Source organism: Lentzea californiensis (assembly GCF_024648825.1).
Taxonomy (GTDB): Bacteria; Actinomycetota; Actinomycetes; order Mycobacteriales; family Pseudonocardiaceae; genus Lentzea; species Lentzea californiensis.
This window is the reverse complement of record NZ_JANBBE010000007.1, coordinates 68,756-94,616: the sequence shown is the minus strand read 5'-3', so window position 1 is coordinate 94,616 and position 25,861 is coordinate 68,756. Positions and strand designations below refer to the sequence as shown.

At 70.5% G+C, this 25,861-nt stretch carries 27 protein-coding genes; 11 read left to right on the top strand and 16 right to left on the bottom strand.

Annotation, left to right across the window (positions count from 1 at the left end; translation table 11 throughout):
- Positions 1–259 precede the first annotated feature (259 nt).
- The 3 genes from LX88_RS24850 to LX88_RS24840 all read left to right on the top strand — a co-directional run bounded on the left by LX88_RS24850 (position 260) and on the right by LX88_RS24840 (position 5,095).
- Positions 260–3,001 (top strand): DEAD/DEAH box helicase, encoded by a 2,742-nt coding sequence (locus LX88_RS24850; RefSeq protein WP_258950228.1) that lies wholly within the window; start codon positions 260–262, stop codon positions 2,999–3,001.
- A 109-nt stretch (positions 3,002–3,110) separates the two neighbouring features.
- Positions 3,111–3,818 (top strand): DUF4333 domain-containing protein, encoded by a 708-nt coding sequence (locus LX88_RS24845; protein ID WP_258950227.1) that lies wholly within the window; start codon positions 3,111–3,113, stop codon positions 3,816–3,818.
- Between the two features lie 107 nt (positions 3,819–3,925).
- A complete protein-coding gene (locus tag LX88_RS24840) occupies positions 3,926–5,095 on the top strand; it encodes a GNAT family N-acetyltransferase (protein ID WP_258950226.1) in 1,170 nt (389 codons plus the stop codon).
- On the opposite strand, the gene LX88_RS24835 is transcribed toward LX88_RS24840, so the two are convergent.
- A complete protein-coding gene (locus tag LX88_RS24835) occupies positions 5,092–6,036 on the bottom strand; it encodes a 5'-3' exonuclease (RefSeq protein ID WP_258950225.1) in 945 nt (314 codons plus the stop codon). The two genes, LX88_RS24840 and LX88_RS24835, sit on opposite strands and share 4 nt — an antisense overlap.
- A gap of 150 nt (positions 6,037–6,186) precedes the next feature.
- Here LX88_RS24835 and LX88_RS24830 point away from each other — a divergent pair, with 150 nt between their 5' ends.
- Both LX88_RS24830 and LX88_RS24825 read left to right on the top strand, forming a co-directional pair.
- Positions 6,187–7,308 carry a M24 family metallopeptidase gene (locus LX88_RS24830; RefSeq protein WP_258950224.1) on the top strand — a complete coding sequence of 374 codons (1,122 nt, stop codon included), beginning with the start codon at positions 6,187–6,189 and terminating at the stop codon, positions 7,306–7,308.
- Complete coding sequence (locus LX88_RS24825; RefSeq protein WP_258950223.1) at positions 7,305–7,751, top strand: Lrp/AsnC family transcriptional regulator; 447 nt, start codon at positions 7,305–7,307, stop codon at positions 7,749–7,751. The genes LX88_RS24830 and LX88_RS24825 overlap by 4 nt, the downstream gene beginning before the upstream one ends.
- A gap of 55 nt (positions 7,752–7,806) precedes the next feature.
- Here LX88_RS24825 and LX88_RS24820 read toward each other — a convergent pair whose 3' ends face one another.
- From LX88_RS24820 to LX88_RS24770, 11 genes are read right to left on the bottom strand one after another with little or no spacing between them, the layout of a single operon-like run.
- Positions 7,807–8,403, bottom strand: coding sequence for an ATP-binding cassette domain-containing protein (locus tag LX88_RS24820; RefSeq protein ID WP_258950545.1), 597 nt, complete (start codon positions 8,401–8,403; stop codon positions 7,807–7,809).
- On the bottom strand, positions 8,400–8,975 hold the full coding sequence (locus LX88_RS24815; RefSeq protein WP_258950222.1) for an ATP-binding cassette domain-containing protein: 576 nt from the start codon (positions 8,973–8,975) through the stop codon (positions 8,400–8,402). The genes LX88_RS24820 and LX88_RS24815 overlap by 4 nt, the downstream gene beginning before the upstream one ends.
- A 20-nt stretch (positions 8,976–8,995) precedes the next feature.
- The gene (locus tag LX88_RS24810) at positions 8,996–11,440 is read right to left on the bottom strand and encodes an ABC transporter permease (protein ID WP_258950221.1); all 2,445 of its coding nucleotides are present in this window, start codon (positions 11,438–11,440) and stop codon (positions 8,996–8,998) included.
- A 39-nt stretch (positions 11,441–11,479) separates the two neighbouring features.
- Positions 11,480–12,124, bottom strand: coding sequence for a VOC family protein (locus LX88_RS24805; RefSeq protein WP_258950220.1), 645 nt, complete (start codon positions 12,122–12,124; stop codon positions 11,480–11,482).
- Positions 12,121–12,990 (bottom strand): hypothetical protein, encoded by an 870-nt coding sequence (locus LX88_RS24800; RefSeq protein WP_258950219.1) that lies wholly within the window; start codon positions 12,988–12,990, stop codon positions 12,121–12,123. The genes LX88_RS24805 and LX88_RS24800 overlap by 4 nt, the downstream gene beginning before the upstream one ends.
- Positions 12,991–13,025: 35 nt before the next feature.
- On the bottom strand, positions 13,026–14,018 hold the full coding sequence (locus tag LX88_RS24795) for a proline racemase family protein (protein WP_258950218.1): 993 nt from the start codon (positions 14,016–14,018) through the stop codon (positions 13,026–13,028).
- On the bottom strand, positions 14,015–14,908 hold the full coding sequence (locus tag LX88_RS24790) for a dihydrodipicolinate synthase family protein (protein ID WP_258950217.1): 894 nt from the start codon (positions 14,906–14,908) through the stop codon (positions 14,015–14,017). Before LX88_RS24790 ends, LX88_RS24795 begins: the two co-directional genes overlap by 4 nt.
- Entirely contained in the window at positions 14,905–16,203 is a 1,299-nt protein-coding gene (locus LX88_RS24785; RefSeq protein WP_258950216.1) for an NAD(P)/FAD-dependent oxidoreductase, read from the bottom strand. Before LX88_RS24785 ends, LX88_RS24790 begins: the two co-directional genes overlap by 4 nt.
- Positions 16,200–16,382 (bottom strand): 2Fe-2S iron-sulfur cluster-binding protein, encoded by a 183-nt coding sequence (locus LX88_RS24780; RefSeq protein ID WP_308203457.1) that lies wholly within the window; start codon positions 16,380–16,382, stop codon positions 16,200–16,202. Before LX88_RS24780 ends, LX88_RS24785 begins: the two co-directional genes overlap by 4 nt.
- A complete protein-coding gene (locus LX88_RS24775) occupies positions 16,379–17,458 on the bottom strand; it encodes an NAD(P)/FAD-dependent oxidoreductase (protein ID WP_258950215.1) in 1,080 nt (359 codons plus the stop codon). Before LX88_RS24775 ends, LX88_RS24780 begins: the two co-directional genes overlap by 4 nt.
- Positions 17,459–17,485: 27 nt before the next feature.
- Positions 17,486–18,031, bottom strand: coding sequence for a helix-turn-helix domain-containing protein (locus tag LX88_RS24770; protein WP_258950214.1), 546 nt, complete (start codon positions 18,029–18,031; stop codon positions 17,486–17,488).
- A gap of 30 nt (positions 18,032–18,061) precedes the next feature.
- On the opposite strand from LX88_RS24770, the gene LX88_RS24765 reads away from it, so the two are divergent.
- Entirely contained in the window at positions 18,062–18,448 is a 387-nt protein-coding gene (locus LX88_RS24765) for a hypothetical protein (protein WP_090070280.1), read from the top strand.
- Between the two features lie 13 nt (positions 18,449–18,461).
- Here the strand turns inward: LX88_RS24765 and LX88_RS24760 are convergent, their stop codons facing one another.
- Positions 18,462–19,331, bottom strand: coding sequence for a DUF4231 domain-containing protein (locus LX88_RS24760; protein ID WP_258950213.1), 870 nt, complete (start codon positions 19,329–19,331; stop codon positions 18,462–18,464).
- Between the two features lie 118 nt (positions 19,332–19,449).
- Between LX88_RS24760 and LX88_RS24755 the strand changes: the two genes are divergently transcribed.
- From LX88_RS24755 to LX88_RS24745, 3 genes are all read left to right on the top strand, one after another.
- Positions 19,450–19,617: a carbohydrate-binding protein gene (locus tag LX88_RS24755; RefSeq protein WP_258950212.1), complete on the top strand. Its 168-nt coding sequence runs from the start codon at positions 19,450–19,452 to the stop codon at positions 19,615–19,617.
- A gap of 10 nt (positions 19,618–19,627) precedes the next feature.
- The gene (locus LX88_RS24750) at positions 19,628–20,443 is read left to right on the top strand and encodes an ankyrin repeat domain-containing protein (protein ID WP_258950211.1); all 816 of its coding nucleotides are present in this window, start codon (positions 19,628–19,630) and stop codon (positions 20,441–20,443) included.
- Between the two features lie 69 nt (positions 20,444–20,512).
- The gene (locus LX88_RS24745; protein ID WP_258950210.1) at positions 20,513–21,343 is read left to right on the top strand and encodes an oxygenase MpaB family protein; all 831 of its coding nucleotides are present in this window, start codon (positions 20,513–20,515) and stop codon (positions 21,341–21,343) included.
- Positions 21,344–21,346: 3 nt separating this feature from the next.
- On the opposite strand, the gene LX88_RS24740 is transcribed toward LX88_RS24745, so the two are convergent.
- Entirely contained in the window at positions 21,347–22,348 is a 1,002-nt protein-coding gene (locus LX88_RS24740; protein ID WP_258950209.1) for a hypothetical protein, read from the bottom strand.
- A gap of 19 nt (positions 22,349–22,367) precedes the next feature.
- A complete protein-coding gene (locus LX88_RS24735) occupies positions 22,368–23,132 on the bottom strand; it encodes an alpha/beta fold hydrolase (protein ID WP_258950208.1) in 765 nt (254 codons plus the stop codon).
- 95 nt (positions 23,133–23,227) lie between these two features.
- On the opposite strand from LX88_RS24735, the gene LX88_RS24730 reads away from it, so the two are divergent.
- Positions 23,228–24,724 (top strand): chitinase, encoded by a 1,497-nt coding sequence (locus LX88_RS24730; RefSeq protein ID WP_372511409.1) that lies wholly within the window; start codon positions 23,228–23,230, stop codon positions 24,722–24,724.
- Between the two features lie 59 nt (positions 24,725–24,783).
- On the opposite strand, the gene LX88_RS24725 is transcribed toward LX88_RS24730, so the two are convergent.
- The gene (locus LX88_RS24725) at positions 24,784–25,425 is read right to left on the bottom strand and encodes a thiaminase II/PqqC family protein (protein WP_258950206.1); all 642 of its coding nucleotides are present in this window, start codon (positions 25,423–25,425) and stop codon (positions 24,784–24,786) included.
- Between the two features lie 69 nt (positions 25,426–25,494).
- On the opposite strand from LX88_RS24725, the gene LX88_RS44370 reads away from it, so the two are divergent.
- Positions 25,495–25,821, top strand: a complete 327-nt coding sequence (locus LX88_RS44370) for a DUF6204 family protein (RefSeq protein WP_258950205.1) — start codon at positions 25,495–25,497, stop codon at positions 25,819–25,821.
- The last annotated feature ends 40 nt before the right edge of the window (positions 25,822–25,861 follow it).

Here is a 25,861-nt window from a genome sequence, read left to right as displayed (position 1 = left end):
GGTGCGGTGGCGGGCGCCGGTTCCAGCGGAGGATCGCCTGCCATGCGGATGGTCGCCTTGCGAGGGTGGTCGCGCGAGGCGACGGAACTGTGAGGGCGGGCGTCTGCCGTACGACCGCCCTCGCGCGCAAGTCGGCGCCTGGCGCAAAACCGCAGGTAGAGAGCAATGTCCGCAGGACATCGCCCTCTATTACTTCAGTGAAGTCTGAAGTTAATCTATCTCGGCGGCGATTGTCGGTGTGATGTGAAAGCCTGAAGGGGTGTCAAGTGCTTCGCGGTCCCCGGCCGAGGCCTACGCCCACTCCCGGCGCAACGCCCAGCGGCCCAAGCTGACCGATTTCCTGTCCGTGATCTCGTTCGAGCTGGACCCGTTCCAGCGCCAGGCCTGCGAGGCCCTGGAGGACGGTCACGGAGTGCTCGTCTGCGCCCCCACCGGTGCCGGTAAGACGGTGGTGGGCGAGTTCGCCGTGCACCTCGCGCTGACCGAGGGCCGCAAGTGCTTCTACACGACGCCGATCAAGGCGCTGAGCAACCAGAAGTTCGCCGACCTCACCGCGCGGTACGGGGCGGACAAGATCGGCCTGCTCACCGGCGACACGAGCATCAACGGCGGTGCGCCGGTCGTGGTCATGACGACCGAGGTGCTGCGGAACATGCTGTACTCGGGTTCGTCCACTCTGGACGGACTCGCGTACGTCGTGATGGACGAGGTGCACTACCTCGCGGACCGCTTCCGCGGGCCGGTGTGGGAGGAGGTCATCCTGCACCTGCCGGAGCACGTGCAGGTGGTCGGCCTGTCCGCGACGGTCAGCAACGCCGAGGAGTTCGGCGAGTGGCTGGTCGAGGTCCGCGGCGACACCTCCGTCGTGGTCGACGAGCACCGGCCCGTGCCGCTGTGGCAGCACATGATGGTGGGCAACCAGATGCTCGACCTCTTCGAGGGCGACCAGACGCACGCGCGGATCAACTCCCAGGTGCTGCGCAAGACCGAGGAACTGGTGCGGTACCACGTGCCGTTCAGCCGCGGGCGCAACCGCAGCGGTGGCCCTGGGCGGCCGGCGCGCAACAGCGGGTTCAAGCCGACTTCGCGCATCGACATGATCCAGCGGCTCGACGCGGCGTCGTTGCTGCCCGCGATCGTGTTCGTGTTCAGCCGTGCCGGCTGTGACGCGGCGGTCACGCAGACGGCGCGGGCGGGACTGCGGCTCAACTCGGCGGAGGAGACCGAGCTGGTCCGCCGGATCGTCGACGAGAAGACGCGCGACCTGCCCGAGGCCGACCTGACGGTGCTCGGCTACTGGGAGTGGCGCGAGGCGCTGGAGCGCGGCATCGCGTCGCACCACGCCGGGCTGCTGCCCGCGTTCAAGGAGACGGTCGAGGAGCTGTTCGTCCGCGGCCTGGTCAAGGTCGTGTTCGCCACCGAGACGCTCGCGCTGGGCATCAACATGCCCGCGCGCACGGTCGTGCTCGAAAAGCTCGTGAAGTACAACGGTGAGGCGCACGTCGACCTCACCCCAGGCGAGTACACGCAGCTCACGGGTCGTGCGGGGCGTCGCGGCATCGACATCGAGGGGCACGCGGTCGTCGTCTGGCAGCCGGGGATCGACCCCAAGGCCGTCGGCGGGCTCGCGTCCACCCGCACGTACCCGCTGCGGTCGTCGTTCCGGCCGGGCTACAACATGGCCGTCAACCTCGTGCACCAGCTCGGCGCGGCGTCCGCGCGCGAGATCCTGGAGCAGTCGTTCGCGCAGTTCCAGGCGGACAGGTCGGTCGTGGGGCTCGCGCGCCGCATCGAGCGCAACAAGGAGGCGCTCGCCGGCTACACCGAGGCGATGACGTGCCACCTGGGCGACTTCAGCGAGTACGCGGCACTGCGCCGCCGCATCGGCGACCGGGAGAAGCAGCTCTCGAAGCAGAACACGAACTCGCGGCGCATCGAGACGGCCAAGTCGCTCGAGCGGCTGCGCAAGGGCGACGTGATCGCGGTGCCGTCCGGGCGCCGCAGCGGCCTCGCCGTCGTCGTCGACCCCGGCCTCGAGCCGATGGGCGAGGCGAAGCCGCTGGTCGTCACCGAGGACCGCTGGTCGGGCCGCCTGACGTCGGCGGACTTCCCGTCGCCGGTCGAGGTGCTGGGCCACATCCGGCTGCCCAAGCAGGTCGACGTGCGCTCGCCGAAGTCGCGTCGCGACCTGGCGTCCACGATCCGCAACACGGGCATCACGGTGCCGTCGCGCGGCCGCAGGCAGACCACGGCGGACGACGACCCCGAGCTCGCGACGCTGCGCCGTGCCCTGCGCGCCCACCCGTGCCACGGCTGCGACCAGCGCGAGGACCACGCCCGGTGGGGCGAGCGGTACCACCGGCTGCTGGCCGAGAACCAGCAGCTGGAGCGCAAGGTCGCGGCGACGACGCACTCGCTGGCGCGCCAGTTCGACCGCATCCGCGCGCTGCTGCGCGAGCGCGGCTACCTCAGCGAGTCCGAGGAGGTCACCGCCGACGGCAAGCGTCTGACCAGGCTCTACAGCGAGTCGGACCTGCTCGCCGCCGAGTGCATCCGCCACGGTGTGTGGAAAGGCCTCAAGCCGGAGGAGCTCGCCGCCGTCGTGTCGTCGCTGGTCTACGAGGCGCGCCGGGACGGTCCCGTCGAGGCCCGCCTGCCGCAGGGCCCGGTGGCCGACGCGATGCTCAAGACCGTGCGGCTGTGGGCGGAGATCGAGGACGACGAGCGCCGCCTCAAGCTCGAACGCATCACCCGCCAGCCCGACCCCGGTTTCGCCTGGCCGGTGTACCGCTGGGCGCGCGGCGAGTCGCTGGAGAAGGTCCTGAGCGCCGCCGAGGCCGGCGGCAACGAGCTCGGCGCGGGCGACTTCGTGCGCTGGTGCCGGCAGGTGATCGACCTCCTGGACCAGATCCGCGAGGTCGTCGGCCGCCAGGACCCGGTCGGCGCGGCCGCCGCCAAGGCCGTCGACGCGCTGCGGCACGGAGTCGTGGCGATGATGTGACCCCGAGTTGTGACCCAGCCCTGACGAAGGTTTTGCGAGTCGGAGTAAAGACTGACGTCAACGGTGTGATTGGATTTCGCCGCAACGTCGTACACACGGAGGTCGACTGATGAGCAGCCCGTACGGACCGTCCGGAGGGAACGATCCGCAGCAGCCGTGGGGCCAGCAGCCGCAACCGCCGCAGCAGCCTTATGGAGGCGGTTTCCCTCCCGGCACCCCGTCTGGCGGCTTCCCGGCGCAGAACCCGGGACAGAACCCGTACGGCCCGCCGCAGCCCCAGCCGGGCCAGCAGCAGCCGTACCCGGGTTTCGACCCGTCGCAGCAGCAGACGCAGCAGTACGGCGTGCCCGGTCAGCAACCGCAGTCGAACCCGTACGGCACTCCTGCCCAGGACCCGTACGGTCAGCAGACGCAGCAGTACGGCATGCCTGGCCAGCAGCAGCCCAACCCGTACGGCCAGCAGCCGGGCTACGGCCCGCCGATGCCGCCGAAGAAGAAGTCCAGCGCCGCGATCTGGGTGGCGGCGGTCGTCGTCGTCCTGCTCGTGGGCGGCGTGCTGTTCACCGGCTTCGTGTCGCCGGCCTTCTTCAAGAAGAAGATCTTCAACAACACCGAGGTCCAGAAGGGCGTCGTCCAGATCCTGAAGGACGAGTACAAGATCTCGGACGTCGGCGCGGCGACGTGCACCGGTGAGAACGAGGTCAAGCCCAACACCTCGTTCGAGTGCAAGGTGCAGGTCGGCGGCAAGGACAAGAAGGTCAAGATCGTCGTCAAGACCGAGGACGGCGAGTACGAGGTCGGCCAGCCCACCGGCTGATCCCGGTTCCTCCCGGAAGGCGTCCCCAGGATCTCCTGCGGGGCGCCTTCCGTGTCTCGCCGGAAACTGAGGTGCGTTCGCCGCCGCCCTGAGCGACGATCGCGGGCGTGACGGAGATCCGCGTTCTCACCGACGAAGCGCAGTACCGCGCCCACAACACGCTCTTCCGCCGGGCGATGCACTGGGGCCCGCCCACGGACGAACAGTGGCCGGTGACGCTGCCGTCCTACGAGTCCGGCCGGGTGCTGGCGGCGTTCGAGGGCGACGAGATGGTCGGCACGACCCAGACGTTCGCCGGGGCCATGGTGGTACCTGGTGGTGCCGTCGTGCCGCACGCGGCTGTGTCCCGCGTGGGTGTGCGTGCGGACTACACGCGCCGTGGCGTGCTGAGCGGCCTGATGCGCGAACAACTCTCGACGCTCTCGGAACCCGTCGCGACGCTCCGAGCGTCGGAGGGCCGTATCTACGGCCGTTTCGGTTACGGCCTCGCCGGACGAGTGCGGTTCCTGCGGATCGACGCGCACAAGGCCGTCATCCCGGGCTCGCCGACCGGCCAGGTGCGGATGGTCGACCCCGACACCTCGGACAAGCTGCTGCCGGAGCTGCACGCCGAGTTCGGCCTCGACCGGCCGGGACAGATCTCCCGCTGGCCGGGCTGGTGGGCCAGGGCGCTGGACCGCAAGACCGAGGCCGAGAACCGCGTCACAGTCGTCCACAGTGGACCAGACGGCGACGACGGCTACGTCCGCTACAAGGTGTCCGAGGACAAGGAGTTCAACCACCACATGGAGGTCGACGACTTCGCGTGGGCCAACGCCGACGCGTGGCGTGACCTCTGGATCTACCTGATGAGGCTGGACCTGGTCGACACCATCGAGGTCGACGCCGCACTCGACGACCCGCTGCACTGGCTCTTCGAGGACCCGCGCGTCGTGTACACGAAGGACGTCTACGACCAGATCTGGCTGCGGCTCGTGGACGTTCCGCGCATGCTCGCCGCCCGCACCTACGGCAGCGCCGGCCCGGTCGTCATCGAGGTGCGCGACAAGCTGCTGCCCGCCAACGACGGCTGCTACCGCGTCTCGCCCGACGGTGCCGAACGCGTCGAGTCGAAGCCCGACATCACGATCCCGATCGACTTGCTCGGAGCCGTCTACCTCGGCGACACGAAGTTCTCCGACCTCGCGGCCGCCCAGCGGATCGAGGGTTCGCGGTTCGCGGAGGCCGACGCGTTGTTCGCCGGCCCCGTCGCCCCGCTCTGCTCGACCTTCTTCTAGATCCGCCGCTCCATCGCGTTCACCAGGCGCGGAACGGAACTGCCCAGGCCCCAGCGCTGCGTGAGCTCGCGCAGCCGCTCGGGGTCGGCGGGGACGCGCGGCACGTCGTCGGCGCGGTCCAGCACGACCGGGGCGTCGAGCGCGGTCCGGACGACCACGGGCGCCACCGCCAGGTAGTCCTCGGCCGCGATGAGGGCGTTGCGGGCCTTGGTGGTGAGCTTGCGGTCCATCGGGTCGGTCACGGCCTTGAGGACGGCGTCGAGCGAGCCGAACTCGGTGATGAGCTTCGCCGCGGTCTTCTCGCCGATGCCCGCGACTCCCGGCAGGCCGTCGGACGGGTCGCCGCGCAGCACGGACATGTCGGCGTACGCCGAGCCCGCGTTCTCCACCGGCAGCGAGTACTTGGTGGCCAGTTCCTCGGGGCCGAGGACCTCCGCCTTGCTCCAGCCGCGGCCGACGTAGACGACGTGCACGGGAGTCGGCTCGAAGCGCACTACCTGGAACATGTCGCGGTCGCCGGTGACGACCTCGACGGGCGACTTCTTCTCGCGGTGGGCGAGGGCGCCGATCACGTCGTCGGCCTCGTGGCCGGCGGCCTCGGCGGTGCAGATGCCGGCGGCGTCGAGCACGTCGAGGATGATCGGGATCTGCGGCGTCAGCGTGTCCGGCACCTCCTCCGAACCGTCGGTGGCGTCCTGGGCGACCCGGTGCGCCTTGTAGGTCGGCAGTGCCTTCACCCGGAACTCGGGGCGCCAGTCGGCGTCGAGGCAGGCGACCAGGCGGGCCGCGCCGCGTTCGGTGATGACGCGGGCGATCGTGTCGACGAACCCGCGCACGGCGTTGACGGGCGTGCCGTCGGGCGCGGTCATCGAGTCCGGCAGCGCGTAGTACGACCGGAAGTAGAGGCTCGCGGAGTCCAGCAGCACCAGGGGAGAGCTCACGAGCGAACAAGCTACTAGTTTCCTGGCCCGCGAGTTCGCCGAGGCTCAAGGCCACGCGGGGACCTTTCGTACTCTCATGCGGTACGGGAGGTCCCCGCGTGCCGTCAGGCGGCAGGCGAGCGGTGGTGTCCACGCACTAGGCTTTCGGTCATGGCAACGATCACCGGGCCCATCGACGTGTCCGCGCTGCGTGCGCGGCTCGACCGCGCTTCCGCCGCCGCCGAGCAGGCGGGCGTCGACGCCCTCCTCATCTCGCCCGGCTCGGACCTGCGGTACCTGATCGGTGCCGGTGGCGACTCCTTCGAACGCCTCACCTGCCTCGCGCTGCCCGTGGGCGGCACGCCGACGCTGGTCGTGCCGAAGCTGGAGCAGCCGGGGTACGCGGCCATCCCGACCGACGAGCTCGGCGTCGAGGTCGTCACGTGGGTCGACGGCGAGGACCCGTACGCGCTGGTCAAGGCCGCGCTCAAGGGCAGTAGGACGGCCGTGGCGGACATGATGCCGGCCCTGCACACCATCAAGCTGGGCCAGGCGATCGGCGGCACGCAGTCGCTGGCCGGCCCGATCATCCGCGAACTGCGCATGCGCAAGGACGCCGCCGAGATCGACGCCCTGCGCAAGGCAGGCGCCGCGATCGACCGCGTGCACGCGCGCATGGGCGAGTTCCTGCGCGTGGGCCGCACCGAACGCGAGGTCGCGCACGACATCGCGCTCGCGATCGTCGAGGAGGGCCACACCGTCGCCGAGTTCGTGATCGTCGGCTCCGGCCCGAACGGCGCGTCCCCGCACCACCGCGACTCCGACCGCGTGGTCGAGGCGGGCGAGGTCGTCGTGATCGACATCGGCGGCCCGGTCGCCGAGGGCTACAACTCCGACTCGACCCGCACCTACGTGATGGGCGAGCCCACTTACGACGACGTCCGGGACACCTACGCCGTCCTGCAGGCCGCTCAGCAGGCCGCCGTGGACGCCGTGAAGCCCGGCGTGACCTGTGAAGAGGTGGACGCCGCCGCCCGCACCGTCATCGCGGACGCGGGCTTCGGCGAGTTCTTCGTCCACCGCACCGGCCACGGCATCGGCCTGGACGTGCACGAAGAGCCCTACATCGTGAGCGGCAACTCGCTGCCGCTCGAAGCAGGCATGGCGTTCAGCGTGGAGCCCGGCATCTACCTGCCCGGCCGCTGGGGCGCCCGCATCGAGGACATCGTGGTCGCCATCCCGGACGGCGTCGAGTCCTTCAACAACCGACCTCACGACCTGGTGGTGCTTTGACCCTCGAGCAGATCGACAGAGCGATACTGAAGGAACTCGCCTCGGACGGCCGGTGCAGTTTCACCGACCTCGCCGAACGCGTGGGCCTGTCCGTCTCGGCCGTGCACCAGCGCGTGAAGCGCCTCGAACAGCGCGGCATCGTGAAGGGCTACGCGGCCCGGCTGGACGGCGCCGAGATCGGCCTGCCGATGTCCGCGTTCATCTCGCTGTTCCCGATCAACCCGGCCGAGCCGGACGACTACCCGAAGCGCCTGGAGCACCTCCCGGAGATCGAGGCCTGCTACTCGGTGGCGGGCGACGCCTCCTACGTCCTGCGCGTCCGCGTCAGCTCACCGGTCGCGCTGGAGGAGCTCCTGCAGAAGATCCGGGAGTCGGCGAACGTGTCGACGAGGACGACCGTCGTGCTGTCCACGCCGTACGAGGACAGGCCGCCCGCGGTCTGACGGAGGCCTGCTCGCTGCGGTGGGGAGAACCCGCCGCAGCACCGGCCGGAAGCCGTCAGCGGACCTGTCCGCCGTCGAGCACCAGCACCCGGTCGGCCACGGCGTGCACGGCGTCGTGATGGGTGGCGATCAGCACCGCGGCGCCCTCGTCCGCGACCCGCCGCAGCAACCCGACCGCGGCCTCGGCGCTGGCGGCGTCCAGGTGCGCGGTGGGCTCGTCGGCCAGCAACGCCGAAGGCCGCGCCACCACGGCGCGCGCCAGCGCCGCCCGTTGCTGCTGCCCGAACGAGACCTGCCCCGGATACCGGCCGCCCAGCTCGGAGATCCCCAGCTCCGCCAGCAGTTCGCCCACGCCGTCCACGTCCCGCCCCGCGAGCCGCAACGGCAGGGCGACGTTCTCCTCCAGCGTCAGCTCGGAGGCCAGCCCGAGCGACTGCGGCAGAACGGCGCACGCGGACCACGAGGCGAGTCCGGGCAGCACCGATCCGCTGTCCGGGAAGTCGAACCCGCACAACAGGGACAGCAACGCGGTCTTGCCCGACCCGGAGGGCCCGCTCAGGGTCACCAGCTCGCCGGAGGAGACCGCCAGGTCCACCCCGCGCAGCACGGACACGCCGCCGAAGGCCCGGTGCACCCCGGCCGCCCGGATCATGACGCGGCCAGCGGAACGCACAGGTCCGCCAGCGCCACCAGCCGCGGGTCGTGCGACGCCACCACGGCCGGCACCGGCAGCGAACGGAGAGTCTCCAGCACGAGATCGGCCGACCGCGCGTCGAGCTGCGAGGTCGGTTCGTCGGCCACCACGACGGAAGCCCCGCGGGCGAGCGCGCACCCGAACGCCAGACGTTGTTGCTGGCCACCGGAAAGAGCACCGATCCGCCAGGTCGCGGACCCGCCCAGCCCGAGCCGGTCCAGCAGCGAGAGGTCCGCGGCACCGGCCGCGCGCAGGTTCTCACCCACGGTCAGGTGCGAGATCAGGTTGTCGGCCGGGTTCTGGAAGACGACCGCGATCTCCTTGCTCCGCAACACCCGCAGCTCCGACCACGACAACGACGAGGTCGGCACGTCGTGGACGTACACCTCGCCGAGCGAGGGGCGTTCGACCAGCGAGAGGACGCGCAGCAGGCTCGACTTGCCCGAGCCGGACGGACCGGACAGGACGGTGAGGCCGGGCGCGATCGACAGCGACACGTCCGCGACGGCGTGCACGGAACCGTAGGTCACCCCTACGCCACAAGCACGGATCACCTGAGCAGTTCTCCCATCCGCGCGGTGCGCACACCGCGCAAAGCAAGCCAGGCCGCCACGACGACCACGAGTGCGCCGCACGTCATCATCGACCCCAGCAACGGCAGCAGGTCCGGCAGCATCGGCGCCGGGTTCAGCCAGGGCGCGGGGTCCAGGCGCGGTACGGCCGCCCCGGCGCTCACGAACGAGGCCACCACGCCGATTCCCATGGCCAGCAACGCCAGCGCGCCCAATTCCATGAGGTGGCTCGACCACAGCACGGACGGGCGCATGCCCATGCGGGTCGACAGCGCGCCGGAGACGGCGTTCTGACGGCGGCGGACCTCGATGGCCAGCAGCAGCGCCACGGCGGCGACCACGGCCAGGACGACACCGATCGCCGCCACGAAGCCGAAGGTCCACTCGACGGTCAGGAACGGCAGGCCGTCGAGGACACGGGCCCGGTCGGCGACGTTCGTGTAGTGGATGCCGTCGGCCTGCAACGCGGAAGTCAAGGCGGACAACGGAAGCGTCGACCACAGGTGCCACGAGCCGACCTGCTCGGCGGCGGGCACCGAGTCACGGGCGACGACGTACCCGCGGGTGCCGAGCTTCGGGAACGACGGCAGCGCCGCCACGGGTTTGAGCAGCGGCAGGCCGGCGATCTGGATCTCCTGGTCCGCCGAGCGGCCGATCCGCAGGGCGGGCGCGACCTCGCCGGTGCGCTTCAGGCCCGAGAGCAGCGAGCGCACCCCGGCGGCGTCACCGAGCACGGCGGCGTCGGTGAACGTCGCCGGGTCCACGACCAGCGCACCCGTGCTCACCCCGACGAGAGTCGTCTTGCCCCGCAACAACGACGGCAGCGCGACCCGGCCCAGCGCGACGTCCTGCGATACCTGCACCGTGCTGTTGGCGCCGACGAACACACCGGACTTCGAGTCGAGCGCCGACTGCTGCGCCCCCGCCACCGCGCTGCCGACGGCGATGGTGCCGACCGCCAGCACGCCCACGAGCAGCACGCCGGTCACCGGCCCCGCGGCGGCGGCCAGGCGGCGCAACGCGAGCTGCGCGGCCGGGACCCGCCACCACTGCACGTGGTGCGACCACCCCAGCGACCAGCGCAGCAGCCGCGTCGCGAGCAACGCCGCCGCCAGCACCACGAGCAGGGGGAACGCCAGCGCGGCCACGTCGACGCGGGGCAGCGAACCGGGCTTCAGCGACGTGCCGAGTCCGTTGTGGGACAGGCGGACCCACGCGAGCACGGCCAGCCCGGCCACGACCAGTTCCCACGGCACGAGCCCCAGCCGCCGCGAACGGGCCTTCCGCTGGAACGTCCGGTGCGCACGCCAGGCCGCCACCAGCACCGTCACGGCGAGGCTCAGCACCACCACGGCCAGCACGAACCCCAGCGCCACCCAGAGCGTTCCGGGAGCCAGCACGACACCCGGCGCGTACAGCGGCAGCAGCAGCCGCGCGGCCACCAGCCCGAGCACACCGCCCAAGACGAGCGGCAGCCCCAGCTCCAGCACGCCGCGAAAGCCCAGCGACAACGGACTCGCCCCGCGCACCCACAGCAACCGCAGCTCGGAATGCCGCCGCTGCGCCCACTGCACGGTCACGGTGCCCACGCCCGCGAGCCCCACGAGCACGCTGATGATCACCAACGGCAGCAGTGCGGAGGAGACGTTGCGCTCCGAGGTCCGCGCCGCCACGACGGCGCCGGACAGCAGATCGGTCCGAGTCAACGGCAGGCCGAGCGCCGCCAGCCGTGCGTTGCCCTTGTCCCGCAACGCCTCCGCCTCGGCGAGCGTCGACGGCGCCTCCGTCGGGAAGCGCAACGACACCATGGCGTTCGAGGCGAACTCCGGCGGCAGCGCGGAGAGGTCGTCCGCGGAAGCCACCCAGATCACCGACGTGCTGGCGCCGTCGCCGGCCAGCGGGTTCGGCACCACGGTCTTCGCCTCGGAGCACCACCACCCGTCCACGGGCTGCGTGAGGTCGGCGTAGATCGCGGTCACCACCAGCGAGGACCCGGTCAGCCGGTCGCCGATCTTCACCTGGGCAGCCGTCGCGATCGTCTGCGGCACCCACAACCCGGTGCCGCCGCCCCGCACCGCGGTCAGGTGCGACAACGCGTCCGGCCGATAGCCGAACCGGCCGTAGGTCGCGATGCCGCCGAAGTCGGGCCGGCCGATCCGCGAGTAGGCCCCGCCCAGGTCACTGCGCGCCGCCAGCGAGACGGCCGTGGACAGCGGGAGCCCGTCGCCGTCCAGCGACGGATGCACGTAGTGCGGGCACATCCGGCTCTGCTGGTAGGCCAGAGCGGCGCTGCCCGCGGCGGAGGAGTGCAGGGCGGCCGCGGCCACCACGAAGCCCAGCAGCAAAGTCGTCGCGATGCTCACGACCAGCGTGAGCGGACTCGACAGCGCCGCCCTGGGCGCGGCTCTCCACGGCAACTGCACCTGCGCACGCTAACCGCCGTTCCCCGGTTTGGGGAGCCTTCAGGAGGTAACGGAACACATGACCCCGAACCGGGCGCCGAACGGATCGACGAGCACCGCGATCCTGCCGACTCCGTCCAGGTCGTGGGGTGCGAGGAGCACCGGCACCGAGGCCGCCACCTGATCCACATCGGCCACCTCGAAGTACGGCAGCCAGAAGGCCTGGGAGTCCGCGACGATCGCCCCGAACATCCGGCCCTCAGCCGTGCCCGCGGGCTGCAGGAACTGACCAGGAGCGCCTGGGATCACCCGGATCTCCCAGGAGAACAGCGAGCGGTAGAAGTCAGCGGACACCGTGGGGGCGGGGGAGTGGAGCTCCAGCCACGTCAGCGACCCCGGGACCGACACCGCGCCGAGCCCGGCGGGGCGCTGCCACACGCCGAACTCCTCACCGTGCGGGTCGGTCAGCCGGACCTCCGCGGCGGGCGAGGTCCCGGCGAAGTGGACGGTCCACGAGCCGGGCCTCGAGGTCACGTGCCCGGCGACCGCCCGGCCGGCGCAGGTGAAGACGCCGGTGCCCGGGGTGTCGAGCGGCCGGTACTCCCAGCCGAACACGCCGCTGTAGAACTCGGCCGCCTTCGCCTCGTCCGAGGTGCCCAGGTCGATCCAGGCCGGCGCTCCGGGGACGTACTCAGTAGTGATCAATCAGGCCACCTCCAGCGGATACCTACCCAGTTCACCGACACGTCAGTCTCGAAGTGGTGCACGGAGTTCGTGTGGTCCGGCACCAGGTCGATGGTCCGGTGCGGTTCCTGCTCCTCCCAGTCCTGCAGGTACACGTGCGGGTCGACGGGCAGCGCAGCCGGGTCGAAGTGCACCTCGATCAGGCTCTGCGCGAGGAAACAACGCACACCGTGCGCGTACTCGATGCTGTCGAGCCGCGTGGCGTCGTGCGCGACGAACTCGAAGACCCAGGTCTCGCCTTCCCGCAACGGCTTGTCGAAGAGCAGCTCGTGGACGACCACGCGCTCGGCCTCGTGCCGCGTGGACCGGCCGAGACGACAGTTGCGGACGGGTTCCTGCCGCAGCTGCGCGGTCTCCACCGAGTCGTCGCAGAAATAGTGCGAGTAGAACCTGTCGACGCCGTCGTTGCGTGCACGGACGACCATCTGCGCGTGGACGCGGGAGGCGTGCCGTTCCGCGTCCACGAAGACCCTGTCGTGCCGGGAGAGGACCTCCAGGTCGTTGGCGTTGAAGCCGGGCATCATGCCGGGCACGACGTCCGGCCAGCCGCTCGGGCCGGTGTGCTCCAGCAGGGCCAGCAACGAGCGTGGCGGCACGTCCAGCAGTTCTTCGAGCACCGCCACGGCCTTGAGCGACTTCGGGGAGACCGGTCGCACCCGGCCCTGCTGCCAGTCGCTCAGCGTCGACAGCGCGACGGCCACGTCCTGCTGCCCCAGGCGCAGCCGGAGCCGTTCCAGCGTCAGGCCACGCCGGCGGATGGCCGCGCGCAGCGCCGAGTGGAACGGTCCGATGCGCAGCAGCGCTTCCAGGCTGGGCGTCGTTGTCACGGACTTGACTCTAGTGACAAGCCCCGGCGGCCTGCCTAGAGCGCGAAGCCCTCCGGGAACGGATCGGTCTCGTCAAGGAGGTACTGGCCCATGCCGGTGATCCACGCCCGTCCGGCCACCGTGGGCACGACGGCCGTGCGGTCGCCGAGCGCGACCTCCTCCAGCAGCCGGCCGACGAACCTCGTGCCGATGAACGACTCGTTCACGAAGTCCTCGCCGATGCCGAGCTCACCGCGGGCGTGCAGCTGAGCCATCCGCGCACAAGTGCCTGTGCCACAAGGTGATCGGTCGAACCAGCCGGGGTGGATCGCCATCGCGTTGCGCGAGTGGGCACTGTCCTGGCCGGGCGCGACGAACTGGACGTGCTTGCACCCGCCGATCGCCGCGTCCACGGGGTGCACCGGCCGGTTCACCACGTTGATCTCGTCCATGATGGACAGTCCGGCGGCCAGGATCCGGTCCTTCTCCGCGCGGTCGAACGGGATGCCCAGGTCCGCGAGCGGCACGATCGCGTAGAAGTTACCGCCGTAGGCCATGTCGTACCGCACTTCGCCGATGCCGGGCACAGTCACCACGGCGTCCAGTTCGTGCGCGTACGCCGGGACGTTGCGGATCGTCACGAGCTTCGTGCGGGTGTCGTAGTCGGCGAGCACCAGTCCGGCCGGGGTGTCCAGGCGCACGGTCGTGACAGGTTCTGTCATCTCGACCATGCCGGTCTCGACCAGCACGGTGGCGACGCCGATCGTGCCGTGCCCGCACATCGGCAGCAGGCCGGAGACCTCGATGAACAGCACGCCCCAGTCCGCGTCCTGGCGGGTCGGCGGCTGCAGGATCGCGCCGCTCATGGCCGCGTGCCCGCGCGGCTCGTTGACCAGCAGCTTCCTGATGTGGTCGTGGTTCTTGATGAAGTTCAGCCGCTTCTCGGCCATGGTCTCGCCGGGGATCACGCCCACCCCGCCCGTGATCACCCGCGTCGGCATGCCCTCGGTGTGCGAGTCGACGGCGCTGAAGTACTTGGAGAACCTCACGACGTCGCCAGCTTCATGTCCGCGTCGACCTGGGCCAGCTGCTCGGGGCTCAGCGGGCCGCGCGGGGGACGGCACGGACCGCCGTAGCGGCCGACGTAGTCCATCGAACGCTTGATGGCCTGCACGAACTCGGTGCGCGAGTCCCAGCGGAACGCCGGCACGAGCTTCTCGTACAACGCCCGCGCCTCGTCGAGGCTGCCCTCCAGTGCCAGGTCGAACAGCTGCTTGCTCTCGGCCGGGAACACGTTGGGGTAGCCCGCGAACCAGCCCGTCGCGCCCATCAGCAGGCTCTCCAGCACGACGTCGTCCGCACCCGCCACGACGGTGAGGTGCGGGGCGGCCGCGCGGATCTCCAGCACGCGCCGGACGTCGCCGGAGAACTCCTTGACCGCCACGACGTTCTCGATCTGGCCGAGCTCGGCCAGCAGGTCCGGCGTCAGGTCGACCTTGGTGTCGATCGGGTTGTTGTAGACCATGATCGGCAGCCCGGCCTTCGCGACCTCGCGGAAGTGGTGCACGACCTCGCCGCGGTTGGCCCGGTACATCGTCGGCGGCAGGCACAGCACGCCGTCCGCGCCGTCCTCGGCCGCGAGCTCGGCCCAGTGCCGGGCCTGGTGCGCGCCCACGCCGTGCACGCCGATGACCGCGATGCCGCGCCCCTTGACCGCAGCGATGGCGGTCTGCGCGACCTCACGCCGTTCCGCGTCGGTCAGCGACGAGTACTCGCCCAGCGACCCGTTCGGGCCGACGCCGCGGCAGCCGCTGTCCACGACCCACCGGCAGTGCTCGGCGAACTTCTCCAGGTCGGGACGGAGCCCGGCCGGGGCCTTAGGGTCTTCCGCGTAGGGCAGCGCGGTGGCGACGATGACGCCGTCGAGGCGTTCGGTCATGACTTCTCCTCCGGGAGTGCGGCGAGTTCGCCGAGGGGGATCGGGACCGCGATCACGCGGCGCTGGCCGTCGAACGGGACGCCGGTCAGGTCCGCGGCGTTGCGGCCGCAGATGCGGCCCTGGCAGCGGCCCATCGCGACACGGCTGCTGAGCTTGAGTTCGCGCATGCTCACGGCATCGGTCAGGTCTTCGAGGCGGACCTTCTCGCAGCGGCACACGGTGGTGTCCGGGTCGAGCCACGTCTGCCAGCCCGGCTGCACTGCGTGCGCCCTGGCCAGGGCCTGGGCGAAGAGGCGGCCTCTGCGCACGGCTTCGACGGCCTTCGCGGGCGGGTCCTGTCCCGCCGCGGCGGCTCCGGCGATGACGCCTTCGGCCTCGGCGAGGTCGGCGCCGCCGATACCGGTGACCTCACCGGCCGCGTAGACGTTCTCGACCGACGTCCGCTGGCGTTCGTCGACGTCGTAGAAGTCGCCGGTGCGCCGGGCGTCCGGCAGGAGGTCGGTGCGGGGCAGGAAGCCGTAGCCGATGCAGACGAGGTCGGCCTGCACGGTGCGGTGGCTGACCGGGCGCCATTGGCCGTCGAGCTTCGCGACGGTCACGCGGTCACCGTGCTTGGCGATCACGGCGCTGCGGGTTTCCAGTCGTGGCAGCACTTTCCGGTAGCGCGCGAGCTCGCCGATCTTGTGCCGGTTCGCGGTGATCGCCCTGGCCTCGCGGAGCCACCTGGTGGGGGAGGACGCCTCGTAGACGCCGACGAGGGTGGCGCCCAGGTCCTGCAGCGCGGTGGCGACGGGCAGCAGGAACGGGCCGGTGCCCGTGACGACCACGCGTTCGGCCAGCGTGACGCCCTGCTTGGCGAGGGCCTGGGCGGCGCCTGCGGTGATGACGCCGGGGCCGTCCCAGCCGGGGAAGGGCAGGGGGCGGTCGTAGGCGCCGGTGGCGATGATCAGCGCGTCGAACCTCAGGCGGCGCGGACCTGGGGCGAGACGAGACGTCTCGTCTTGTGAAAGCCGCTCGCGATCAAGCGCGCCATCCCAGCCGGAATCCGCGAGACGAGACGTCTCGTCTCGCGGAAGGTCGGTCCGCCTGACGTGGAGCACGTCGCCCTCGACCAGCCAGGCCTCGGTGTTCTTGAGGTGCGTGACCCCGGCGTGGCCGAACCTGGCCCGGCCGCGCAGGTACTGGCCGCCGGCCTCCGGTTCCGAGTCGACCATGACGACCGAGGCGCCCGCGTCGGCAGCTGTCCGGGCGGCGGCCATCCCGGCGGGGCCAGCGCCCACGACCACGATCCTCATGACGTCGTCCTGATCACGTCGCCGTCGCGCAGCGGGTGGCGGCACGCGCGCACCTCGGGCACGCCGTTGATCTCCGCGACGCAGCCGAAGCACACGCCGATGCCGCAGAAGTACCTGCCGGGCAACAACTCCGCGACGTGCGCGACCTCGCGCGGCAGGCCGTTGAACGTCACCTTCACACCATCACCTCGGGCCGGTCGACGCGGAACGGGCGGGGATCCACCAGGGGGTCCTCGCCGGTGAACAGCTGGGCGAGCAGGCGTCCCGTCGCCGGGGCGAGACCGACGCCCGCGCCCTCGTGGCCGGTGGCGTGCCACAGGCCGGGCGTGCGGGGGTCCTCGCCGATGATCGGCAGGTGGTCCGGCGCGTACGGGCGGAAGCCGCCGTACGCGCGCATGACCGGAACGTCGGACAGCATCGGGAACATGGCGATCGCCTTGCGCGCCAGCGCTTTCAGCACCTTGGTCTCGATCGTGTCGTCGAAGCCCTTGCGCTGGCGGCTCGATCCGATCAGCACGGTGCCGGCCTGCGTCGACTCGACCACGCCGGACGTCTGGAGGTCGGCGTCGCCGCTCGCGACGGCGCCGACGTAGTCCGCGTCGTAGACCTTGTGCCGGATCGTGCCGGGGATCGGCGTCGTCACGAGCACGACGCCACGCCGGGGCAGCACGTTGACGCCGAAGTTCCCGGCCCACGGGCCGGTGGCGTTGACGACCGCGCCGCAGCTGATCACGCCGTCTGCCGTCATGACGCTCCGTCCGTCCGTCTTGGACACCTCGGTGCGCCTGACCTCGATGCCGCGCAACAGGGTCCGGGTGGCCTTGACCGGGTTGAGCTGGGCGTCCTGCAGGTAGTGGACGGCGGCGGTGATTTCCGGGTTGAGGTGCGGCTCGCGGGCCAGCGCGTCCGCCGCGGTGATCTCGCAGGCGTCGACGCCGGCCGCGCGCTGGGCGGCGGCGAAGGCCTGCAGCGGGACGACGGCGCCGGAGGTCGTGGCGACGACGAGTCCGCCCTTCTCCTCCCACTCGGCGTCTTCCGCCAGTTCCGGCCACAGGTCGCGGCTCGCCAGGGCGAGGCCGAGTTCCGGGCCGGGCTCCTTGTCGCTGACCAGCACGTTGCCCTCACCGGCCGCGCTGGTGCCCGACGCCGGTCCGTGGCGGTCGACGACGAGCACACCGAGGCCGCGCGCCTTCAGGGCCTGGGCGCACGCGGCCCCGATGATGCCCGCGCCCATGACCACGACGTCCGGCTGCATCGCCACCTCCGTTCAATAGAATGAACGTTAGTGCTTCGGATACTCCAGCACCAGTACCGAGCTGACCTCATCACCGACGGTCTCGTACGAGTGCGGCATCGAGCCGGGGAAGCAGACGTAGTCGCCCGGTCCCAGCTCGTACGGCGCGTCCACCGGGCCCACGCGCAGCCGGCCGCTCGTGACCAGCACGTGCTCCTTGCCGGGATGACCTTCGCTGGTCTGCGTCGCGCCGGGCCGGACGCGCTGGTCGTAGATCTCCAGCACGGTGTCCCCGATGTCCATCCGCCGCATCAGTCGCAGGTCGACCGCGTTGCTGCTGAGCACCTCGACGTCACGGGCACGCACCAGCACTACGTCCGGCGTCGTCCGCTCGGTCACCAGCTCCGACACTGGCACGTCCAGAGCGTTCGACAAACTGAACACTGTTTCGATCGTCGGGTTGCCCGCGCCGCTCTCCAGCTGGGACAGCGTGCCCTTGGCGATGGACGACCGCCGCGCGAGCTCCGACAGCGACAGCCCGCGTTGCTCGCGGAACGCCCTGATGTTGGCGCCAAGCACCTGACCCGCACTCATGGTCGCTGATCGTTGCATAGGCTTGCGCCCATGACTGCGTACACGGAGGTGGAGGGGCAGACCCTCCGCACGGCCGTTTTCGGTGCCATGGTGCTGGTGTCCACTGCGGACCCCGGCTCGGTCGACGAGGAGAGCCAGGCCGGCGTCAGGGCCATCACGCTGCTCTCGGACGACCTGCGCGCCATCATCGCCGCCGCCCCGCCCTCGTTGCCGAAGGGCTCGACGTCCGAAGTGGAGTCCGGTGTCCTGGCCGCGCTGCGGGACTCCGTGGCGATCATCAACGCCCACGAACCACGCGACGTGGCGATCTTCCGCGCCGCCGTGTCCGAGATGTGCCGCTCGGTGGCCGGTGCGGACGGCGAGGTGGCGGCCGCGGAACGCGCGATGGTGACCAAGGTCGTCGAGGCGCTCGGCTGACGGGACGCGCCGGTCAGGTCGCGCTGGGCCGCGTCGCGAGCCAGGTGGAGTGCTCCTTGCCGATCACGGCCTCGGCCTCGGCGACCGTGGCGGCCCAGTCGCTCTCGAGGGCGTGGGGGAGCCGGCGGTAGACGTCGGCGAGCTCGCCGGCCGCCGCCGCGTAGCCGACGCTGAGGTTCTCGTACTGCCGCAGCGCGATCCACGCGGCGCCGCCCGCGACGGCCGCGGCCATCACGCCGGACAGGTCGACGTCCCAGACGCCGTTGATGCGCAGGATGGCGAAGACGATCGCGACGAGCTCGCCGACGATCATCAGCACGCGGAACACGTTCGCACGGGTCTCGTTCATCGCCGACCTGTCGCGGTACCACTGCAACTGCGGTCGCACGCGGGCTTCGCGGTAGGTGGTTCTGCGCTCGTCGAACGGCTTGGTCCGCAGCTCGGCCATGACCTGCTCGCCCGCGTCGTTCGCGCTGGTGAGCATGACCTCCCTGCGGTGGTCCCTGACCGCGGCGGCGATGGCGAGGTCCAGTTCCCCGCGGGGGTCCTGGACGCCGCCGTGGAACGGCTCGCCCGCCACGGCGTAGCGCCACGCCAGCGACTTCACCCGTTCGGCGACGGTCCGTCCCGCGTTCCACTTCAGCTCCGGGTGCATCACCCACAGCAGCAGTTCGCCGAACAGGGCGGTGAGGAACCCGCCCAGCGCCACCCACGCCCAGACGTCGACACCGGTGCCGCCGATCTGCCACTTGAACGCACCGCCCACCGCCGCCACCACCGCGCCGATCAGCCGCACCCGGCTGAACAGCAGCGTGAGCCGCTGTCCGAGCCGGGAGACCGCCTCCGCGTCGTGGTAGAAGCCGGGCAGGTGCTCGTCGTTCATCCGGGTCCTGCTCTCGTGCGCCGAAGTTGATCGTGGTCAGCCCAGGCTTGATTATCACGGCGGCGACCGTCCGCGCGGGTGATCTTGGAATGCTCCGATGAGTTCGCGGTCGTAGTTCGTGACGGTCAACGAGGGTGCACCGGTCGAGGTCGAGGTCGACGGGGTCGGCAACAACACCCCTTACGTGGCCGAGATCCCGGTGACGTTGAACGCCGGCGCCAACACCATCAGGTTCGGCAACGACACCGCCGGTGCTCCCGATCTGGACCAGATCGCGCTCGCCTAGGCTCGGCACCATGGGGGATGACTGGCTTTCGAAGTTGCATTGGGCGGCGGAGTTCGAGTCGGCACAGGAGGTCGCGGCCGCGATCGCGCAGGCGGACGACGTCGACGCGGTGGACGAGGAGCGCACGGCGTTGTGGCGTGCCGTGCACGCGAGGAAACCCGAGAACGTCCGCTTGCTGCTCGCGGACGGTGCTGATCCGGAGCTGCCCATGATGTCCGGGTGGTCGCCGGCCCGGCTCAGCCTCACCACGGACCACCCGTTGCCGGCCGGGGAGGTCCTCACCGGTGAGGAACGCGCCGCAGTCGAGGAACGCGACCGGCTCGTCGCGGCACTCGGCGGCGCACCCGGCGACGACGGCTTCAGCCTGGCGTGCGTCGCGGGGGTGGACGCTGAGACCGCGGTGCGCCTGCTGGAGGCGCAACTCGTCGAGGCGCCCGGCGACGAGGCCGAGGAGGACGTGCTCGGCGTGACGACCGTGCCCGGCGGGTGTGTGCTCGTGCAGCCGGACGGCTACGCGGCCGCGATGCCGGGTGTGCTCGACCGGCTGTCGGCGGGCACCGTCGCGTACGGCATGTACGCCAACCCCAAGAGCGGCAACCAGGGCAGCGTCCACCGCGACGGCGAGACCGAGGAGTGGGACCTGCATCCCGGTGGCGGCGTCGCGGAGGAAGAGACGTCGGCGGACGTGTTGCTGGCGCACCTCTACCTGGACGAGCCGGTGGCGTTCTGCCTCGCGTTCGCGGGCCTGCGGCCGACGGACGCCCGCGCGGTCACCGCACCGGATCTGTGGCTGCGCCTTCCCGAACGGGACGACTGGGACTCGTGACCGGTCCGCTGAAAGGCACCCTGCGTGCGCGGGGTCCCTTTCTCAGGAACCGTCGCGCATCATGGGGTGATGCTGGAGGCGTTGCGGCGGCAGGTGAGCCAAGGACTTTTCGAGAAGGTCGTGGGTCCCGAGCGGGAGGAGCACGCGCGCAGGATCCACGACGCGCCTGGCCCGCGGTTGTTCGCGGACGACCGGCCGATCCGGCACGTGCACGCCGATCACGCCATGTTCATCGGCGGGCTGCGGGCGTTGCTGCTGCAGTCGTTGCACCCGCTGGCGATGGCGGCGGTGGCGCAGCACTCCGACTACCTGACCGATCCGTGGGGCCGGTTGCAGCGCACGAGCCTGTTCGTCGGCGTCACCACCTACGGCACCGCCGAGGACGCGCTGAAGGCCGTCGAACGGCTCGGGCGCGTGCACCGGCACATCCACGGCACCGCGCCGGACGGCCGCCAGTACCGCGCCGACGACCCGCACCTGCTGGGGTGGGTGCACGTGGCCGAGGTCGACAGCTTCCTGCACTGCCACCGGCGTTACGGCGAGAAGCCTCTCGACGACTACGACGGGTACGTCGCCGACATGGCGGTCGTCGCCGACGCCATGGGCATCCCCGACCCGCCGCGCACGACCGCCGAACTCGAAGCGAAGCTCAACTCGTACCGGACCGAGCTGAGGGGCACGCCCGAGGCCAGGGAGGCGGCGAAGTTCCTGCTCCTCAAAGCCCCGCTGCCACTGCTGGCGCGCGGGCCGTACGCGATCCTGAGCGCCACCGCGGTCGCCACGTTGCCCGTGTGGGCGCGGATTCCGCTGCGGCTGCCCTACCTGCCGATCACGGAGGCCACCGGCGTTCGGGTCGCGGGACACGCGTTGATGCGCGGCCTGCGGTGGGTCACCGGGTGAGGGTCAGCGGAAGTCGCTGAGACGGAACGCGGCGAGCATGTCCCTGGTGCGGTCGCCCTTGTAGTCGAACGACGCCTCGACACCCACCCAGCCGCGGAACCGGGCGTCGTCGTCGAGGATCTGCAGCATCGGCTTGACGTGGGAGTTCCGCTTGTAACAGAACTCGTTGACCTCGCCGACGTCGGTGAGGCAGCTGCACCAGTGCCACCGGGTGTCGCGGCGATCGCTGTTCGAGATCCGCATGACGTAGTACTGGATCGAGCGGTCTGTGTTCGTCGCCTTGCAGCCTGCCGTGCAGGAGCTTTCCGCCTGGGGCTGCAGGTAGGTCAGGCACCACGACGTGGTGGTGCACGTGCTGTGGTCCCGAGGCGTGATCTTGGAGGGCGGGCTGGTGAACGGCCCGCCCCGCTCCCAGCCCTGGGAGTCCTGGTCGAGATCGCCGGGATGTGCCTGCACGCTGGACATCTGGCGGCGGACGTTCAGCGGGGTGTTGCTGCCGTAGCCGTAGCCGATCGTGGCCAGGGCGTTGGAGCGGAAGTCGAGCCGGGCGAGCTTGGTGTCGGGACTCGTGACGATCGTCCACTGCTCGTTCCACCCGGCGACGTTCCAGGTGATGTGCAGCTGGTCCCCGTCGATCCGGTAGTTGCCGTCGTTGTCCTCATGGGGAGCGCCGCCGAAACCGCCCGCCGTCATCACCTCGCAGGCGCGCACCCGCGGCCTGTCCGGCGTCAGGGACGTGGTCGAGCACGAGCTGTCCGGCGTGAGCCCGGTGCCCTGCCGTGCGACCGGTTTGCTCTGCTGCCACAGGTAGGTGTTCGCGCGCACCTTGCCGTCGGCGGTGAAGGTGTAGTCGCTCAGCCGCGTCCAGTTGGCCGTGCCCGTCTTGAACGAGCCGCGCGAGACGACGAAGTAGGCCTTGCCGCCGGGCAACGCGGCGGCCGAGGCCGGAGCGGGCAGGAACGTGAACAGGGACAGGATGAGAAGAACGATCGGTGCCTTGCGCATGCATCCCCCCAGAGACGAACTAGCTCTCCAGGAAGTCGACCACAAGCGGCGTCGCTTCGCTCGCGAACTCCTCGAAGTAGCCGTGTCGTGCGCCCTCGACCAGGTGCATGCGAGCGCCGGGGATGCGTGACGTGATCAGGGGAGCGTTGGCCGTCGGGTTGAAGACGTCCTCGGTGCCGTGCACCACCAGGGTGGGCGCGGCGATCGACGGCAGCACGGCCCACGCGTCGTGCTCGGCGCTCGCGAAGAGGTGGCGCTTGCGCGCGTACGGCGGCATCTGCGGGTCGCCGAGCGTGTTGTACGGGCCGCGGTAGGCCGGCGTGTACATCAGCTCCTCCAACGCCCTGCGCGCTTTCATCGGATCGACCTGCGCCAGCGACTTGCGCACCTCGGCGCTGCGCTCGATGCCGTGCGTGCCACCGGGGGAGGTGCAGCCCAGCACCAGCCGATCGACGTGCTCGCCGTGCTCGGCCGCGATCCACTGCGCGATCCGCCCGCCCATCGAGGTGCCGTAGACGTGCGCCCTGCCGATCCCCGCGTCGGCCAGGATCGCGACGCAGTCCGACGCGAACGTCCGCGTGCTGTACGGGACGTCAGGCTTGTCGCTGGAACCGGTGCCGCGGTGGTCGGTGACGATCGTCGTGAACCGCGCCGAGAAGTCCTCCCGGACCTGTGACCACCAGCGGGACGAGTTCGACTGGCCCGCGATGAGCAGCAGCGGAGGTCCGGAGCCCTCGATCGAGTAGAAGAGCCGGGTTCCGTCGGCGGCACGAGCGTGGGGCACGACCCGACATCCTAGAACCTTGACTTCCTGATAGGTGGTCTAGTCCAATTCGGGGTGACCCCCTGCCGGCCGCCAACGCGTGAGGGATGGAACCCATGCTGTTGTTCGCTCGAATATCCGCGGTGGCCGCACTGGTGCTCGGCACCGTGATCGTGAGCCTCGCCCCCGCCAGTGCCGCCGGAGTCACGGCGACGTTCGCCAAGAACGGCTGGGCCACCGGCTACACCGCGACGGTGACGATCAAGAACGAGACCAGCGCGGCCATCAGCTCCTGGAAGGTCGAGTTCGACTACCCGGCCTCGACCACCGTCGGTGCCTACTGGGACTCGCTGCTCACCAAGAGCGGCAACCACCACACCTTCGCCAACCGGGAGTACAACGGCTCCGTCGCGCCCGGCGCCAGCGTGACGTTCGGCTTCAATGCCGCCGGCACCGCCGACCCGTCGAACTGCGCGATCAACGGCGCCGCGTGCACCGGAGGCACCGGTCCGACGACCAGCTCGACCACGAGCACGACGACGACCACCACGACCACAACTACTACGACCACCACCACGACCGGTCAGCCGCCCACGGGGCAGTTGCCGCGCAAGGTGCTCGTCGGCTACCTGCACGCCAGCTTCGCCAACGGCTCCGGCTACATCCGCATGAAGGACGTGCCGGACGAGTGGGACGTCATCAACCTCTCGTTCGCCGAGCCCACCAGCGCCACGAGCGGTGACCTGCGGTTCAGCCAGTGCCCGGTCGCGGAGTGCCCGAACGTCGAGTCCGAGGCCGAGTTCATCGCCGGCATCCGCGCCCAGCAGCAGAAGGGCAAGAAGGTCAACATCTCCATCGGCGGCCAGAACGGCCAGGTCCGGCTGGAGACCACGGCGGCGCGCGACGCGTTCGTGCGTTCGGTCGGCGCCATCATCGACAAGTACGGCCTGAACGGTCTCGACGTCGACTTCGAGGGCCACTCGCTGTCGCTGAACCCCGGCGACCTCGACTTCAGGAACCCGACCACGCCCGTGGTCGTGAACCTGATCTCGGCACTGCGGACGCTGAAGTCCCGCTACGGGGCCGACTTCGTGCTCACGATGGCGCCGGAGACGTTCTTCGTGCAGGTCGGCTACCAGTTCTACGGCGGCACGGGCACCGGTGACGCGCGCACGGGCGCGTACCTGCCGGTGATCGAGGCCATGCGCAACGACCTGACGTTGTTGCACGTGCAGGACTACAACTCCGGACCCGTGATGGGCCTGGACAACCAGTACCACAACATGGGTGGCGCGGACTTCCACGTGGCGATGACCGACATGCTGCTCGCCGGGTTCCCGGTGCGCGGTGACACGTCGAAGGTCTTCGCGCCGTTGCGCCAGGAGCAGGTCGCGATCGGCCTGCCCGCCGCGATGTACGCGGGCAACGGGTTCACCTCCGTCGCGGACGTCCAGACCGCGCTGGACTGCCTCACCAAGGGCACCCGGTGCGGCAGCTACAAGCCGAAGGGCGTGTACCCCAACCTGCGCGGCCTCATGACGTGGTCGATCAACTGGGACAGGTACAACAACTACGAGTTCTCCAAGGCCCACCGGGCCTATCTGCCCCGATGATCAGTTGATGAGGGGAGCTTTCATAAACCTGAGGTTTATGAAAGCTCCCCTCATCAAGGTCAGGCCAGGGTGGACCAGAACTGCAGTTCGTACGCCTGCAGCAGGCGGCCGTAGCGCCACGCGTGCTTCGGCTGCCAGCCCGCGTCGAGCGAGGCCTGGATCGCGGCGATCGCACGCTCCTCCAGCTGCGGCGCGGGCGTGGCGAAGAAGTCGACGAACGCGCACGCCTCGTCGCCGAACCCGTAGTGCTCGCGCAGCCCCTTCGCCATGCGCGCGCAGTACCCGCCCCACGCGGTGAAGTTCGCCAGGATCGCGAGGATCACGTCCGCCGGGTCGCCGTTGAGCGCCATCCACGCCTGGTACGCGGGGTAGGCCTGGCAGCCGGGGAACGGTTCGTAGTTCTGGAAGTCCTTGGCGGACATGCCCGACGCCTCGGCCAGCGCCGGCAACATCGGCAGCACCAGCTCCTCACCGCCCGCGAGCAGCGTGAAGAACGCCCGCGCGTTCGGTTCCTCTGCCTTCGAGGCCAGCGCCAGAAATGTTCGCCAGTCCGACGACACGATGTGGTTCTCTTCCGCGGCGAACGTCTGGATCACGGCGCGCGGAGCCTGCCCGGTTTCGATCAGCTTCACCACGAGGTTGTCGTGGTCACCGGGGTGCAGCTCCGTCCGGATGCGCGTGACCAGCTCTTTTGCGTTCATGGTCCCGATTCTTCCGCACGGGGGAAATCGTTCGCCAGACCGGCGTGGGATCAGGCAGCATCTTCGCTCGTGGCTGAACACACCTACCGAGTACTCGTCCGCGGACGCTTCGCCGACCTCACCGACGACCAGCGCGCGACGTTGCGGGACCGGCTCGCGGGCTTCGACTTCATGCGGGACGCCGGCTTCAGCGAAGAGGGCGCGCTGACCTACGACGAGAAGCTCGACTTCTTCAGCTACCGCGTGATCCTCACCGCCGCCGAGAAGCCGGACGACGCGGGACTGCGCCGGGCCTCGACCGCGCTCGACGCGCTGGGCGTCGACTTCAAGGGGCTGAAGGCCAAGGTCACCGACATGGACGAGATGAAGATCAACCGGCCGAAGCGGCTGGGCTGACCCGCGGGAACGGCCCCGCACTCCGGAGAGTGCGGGGCCG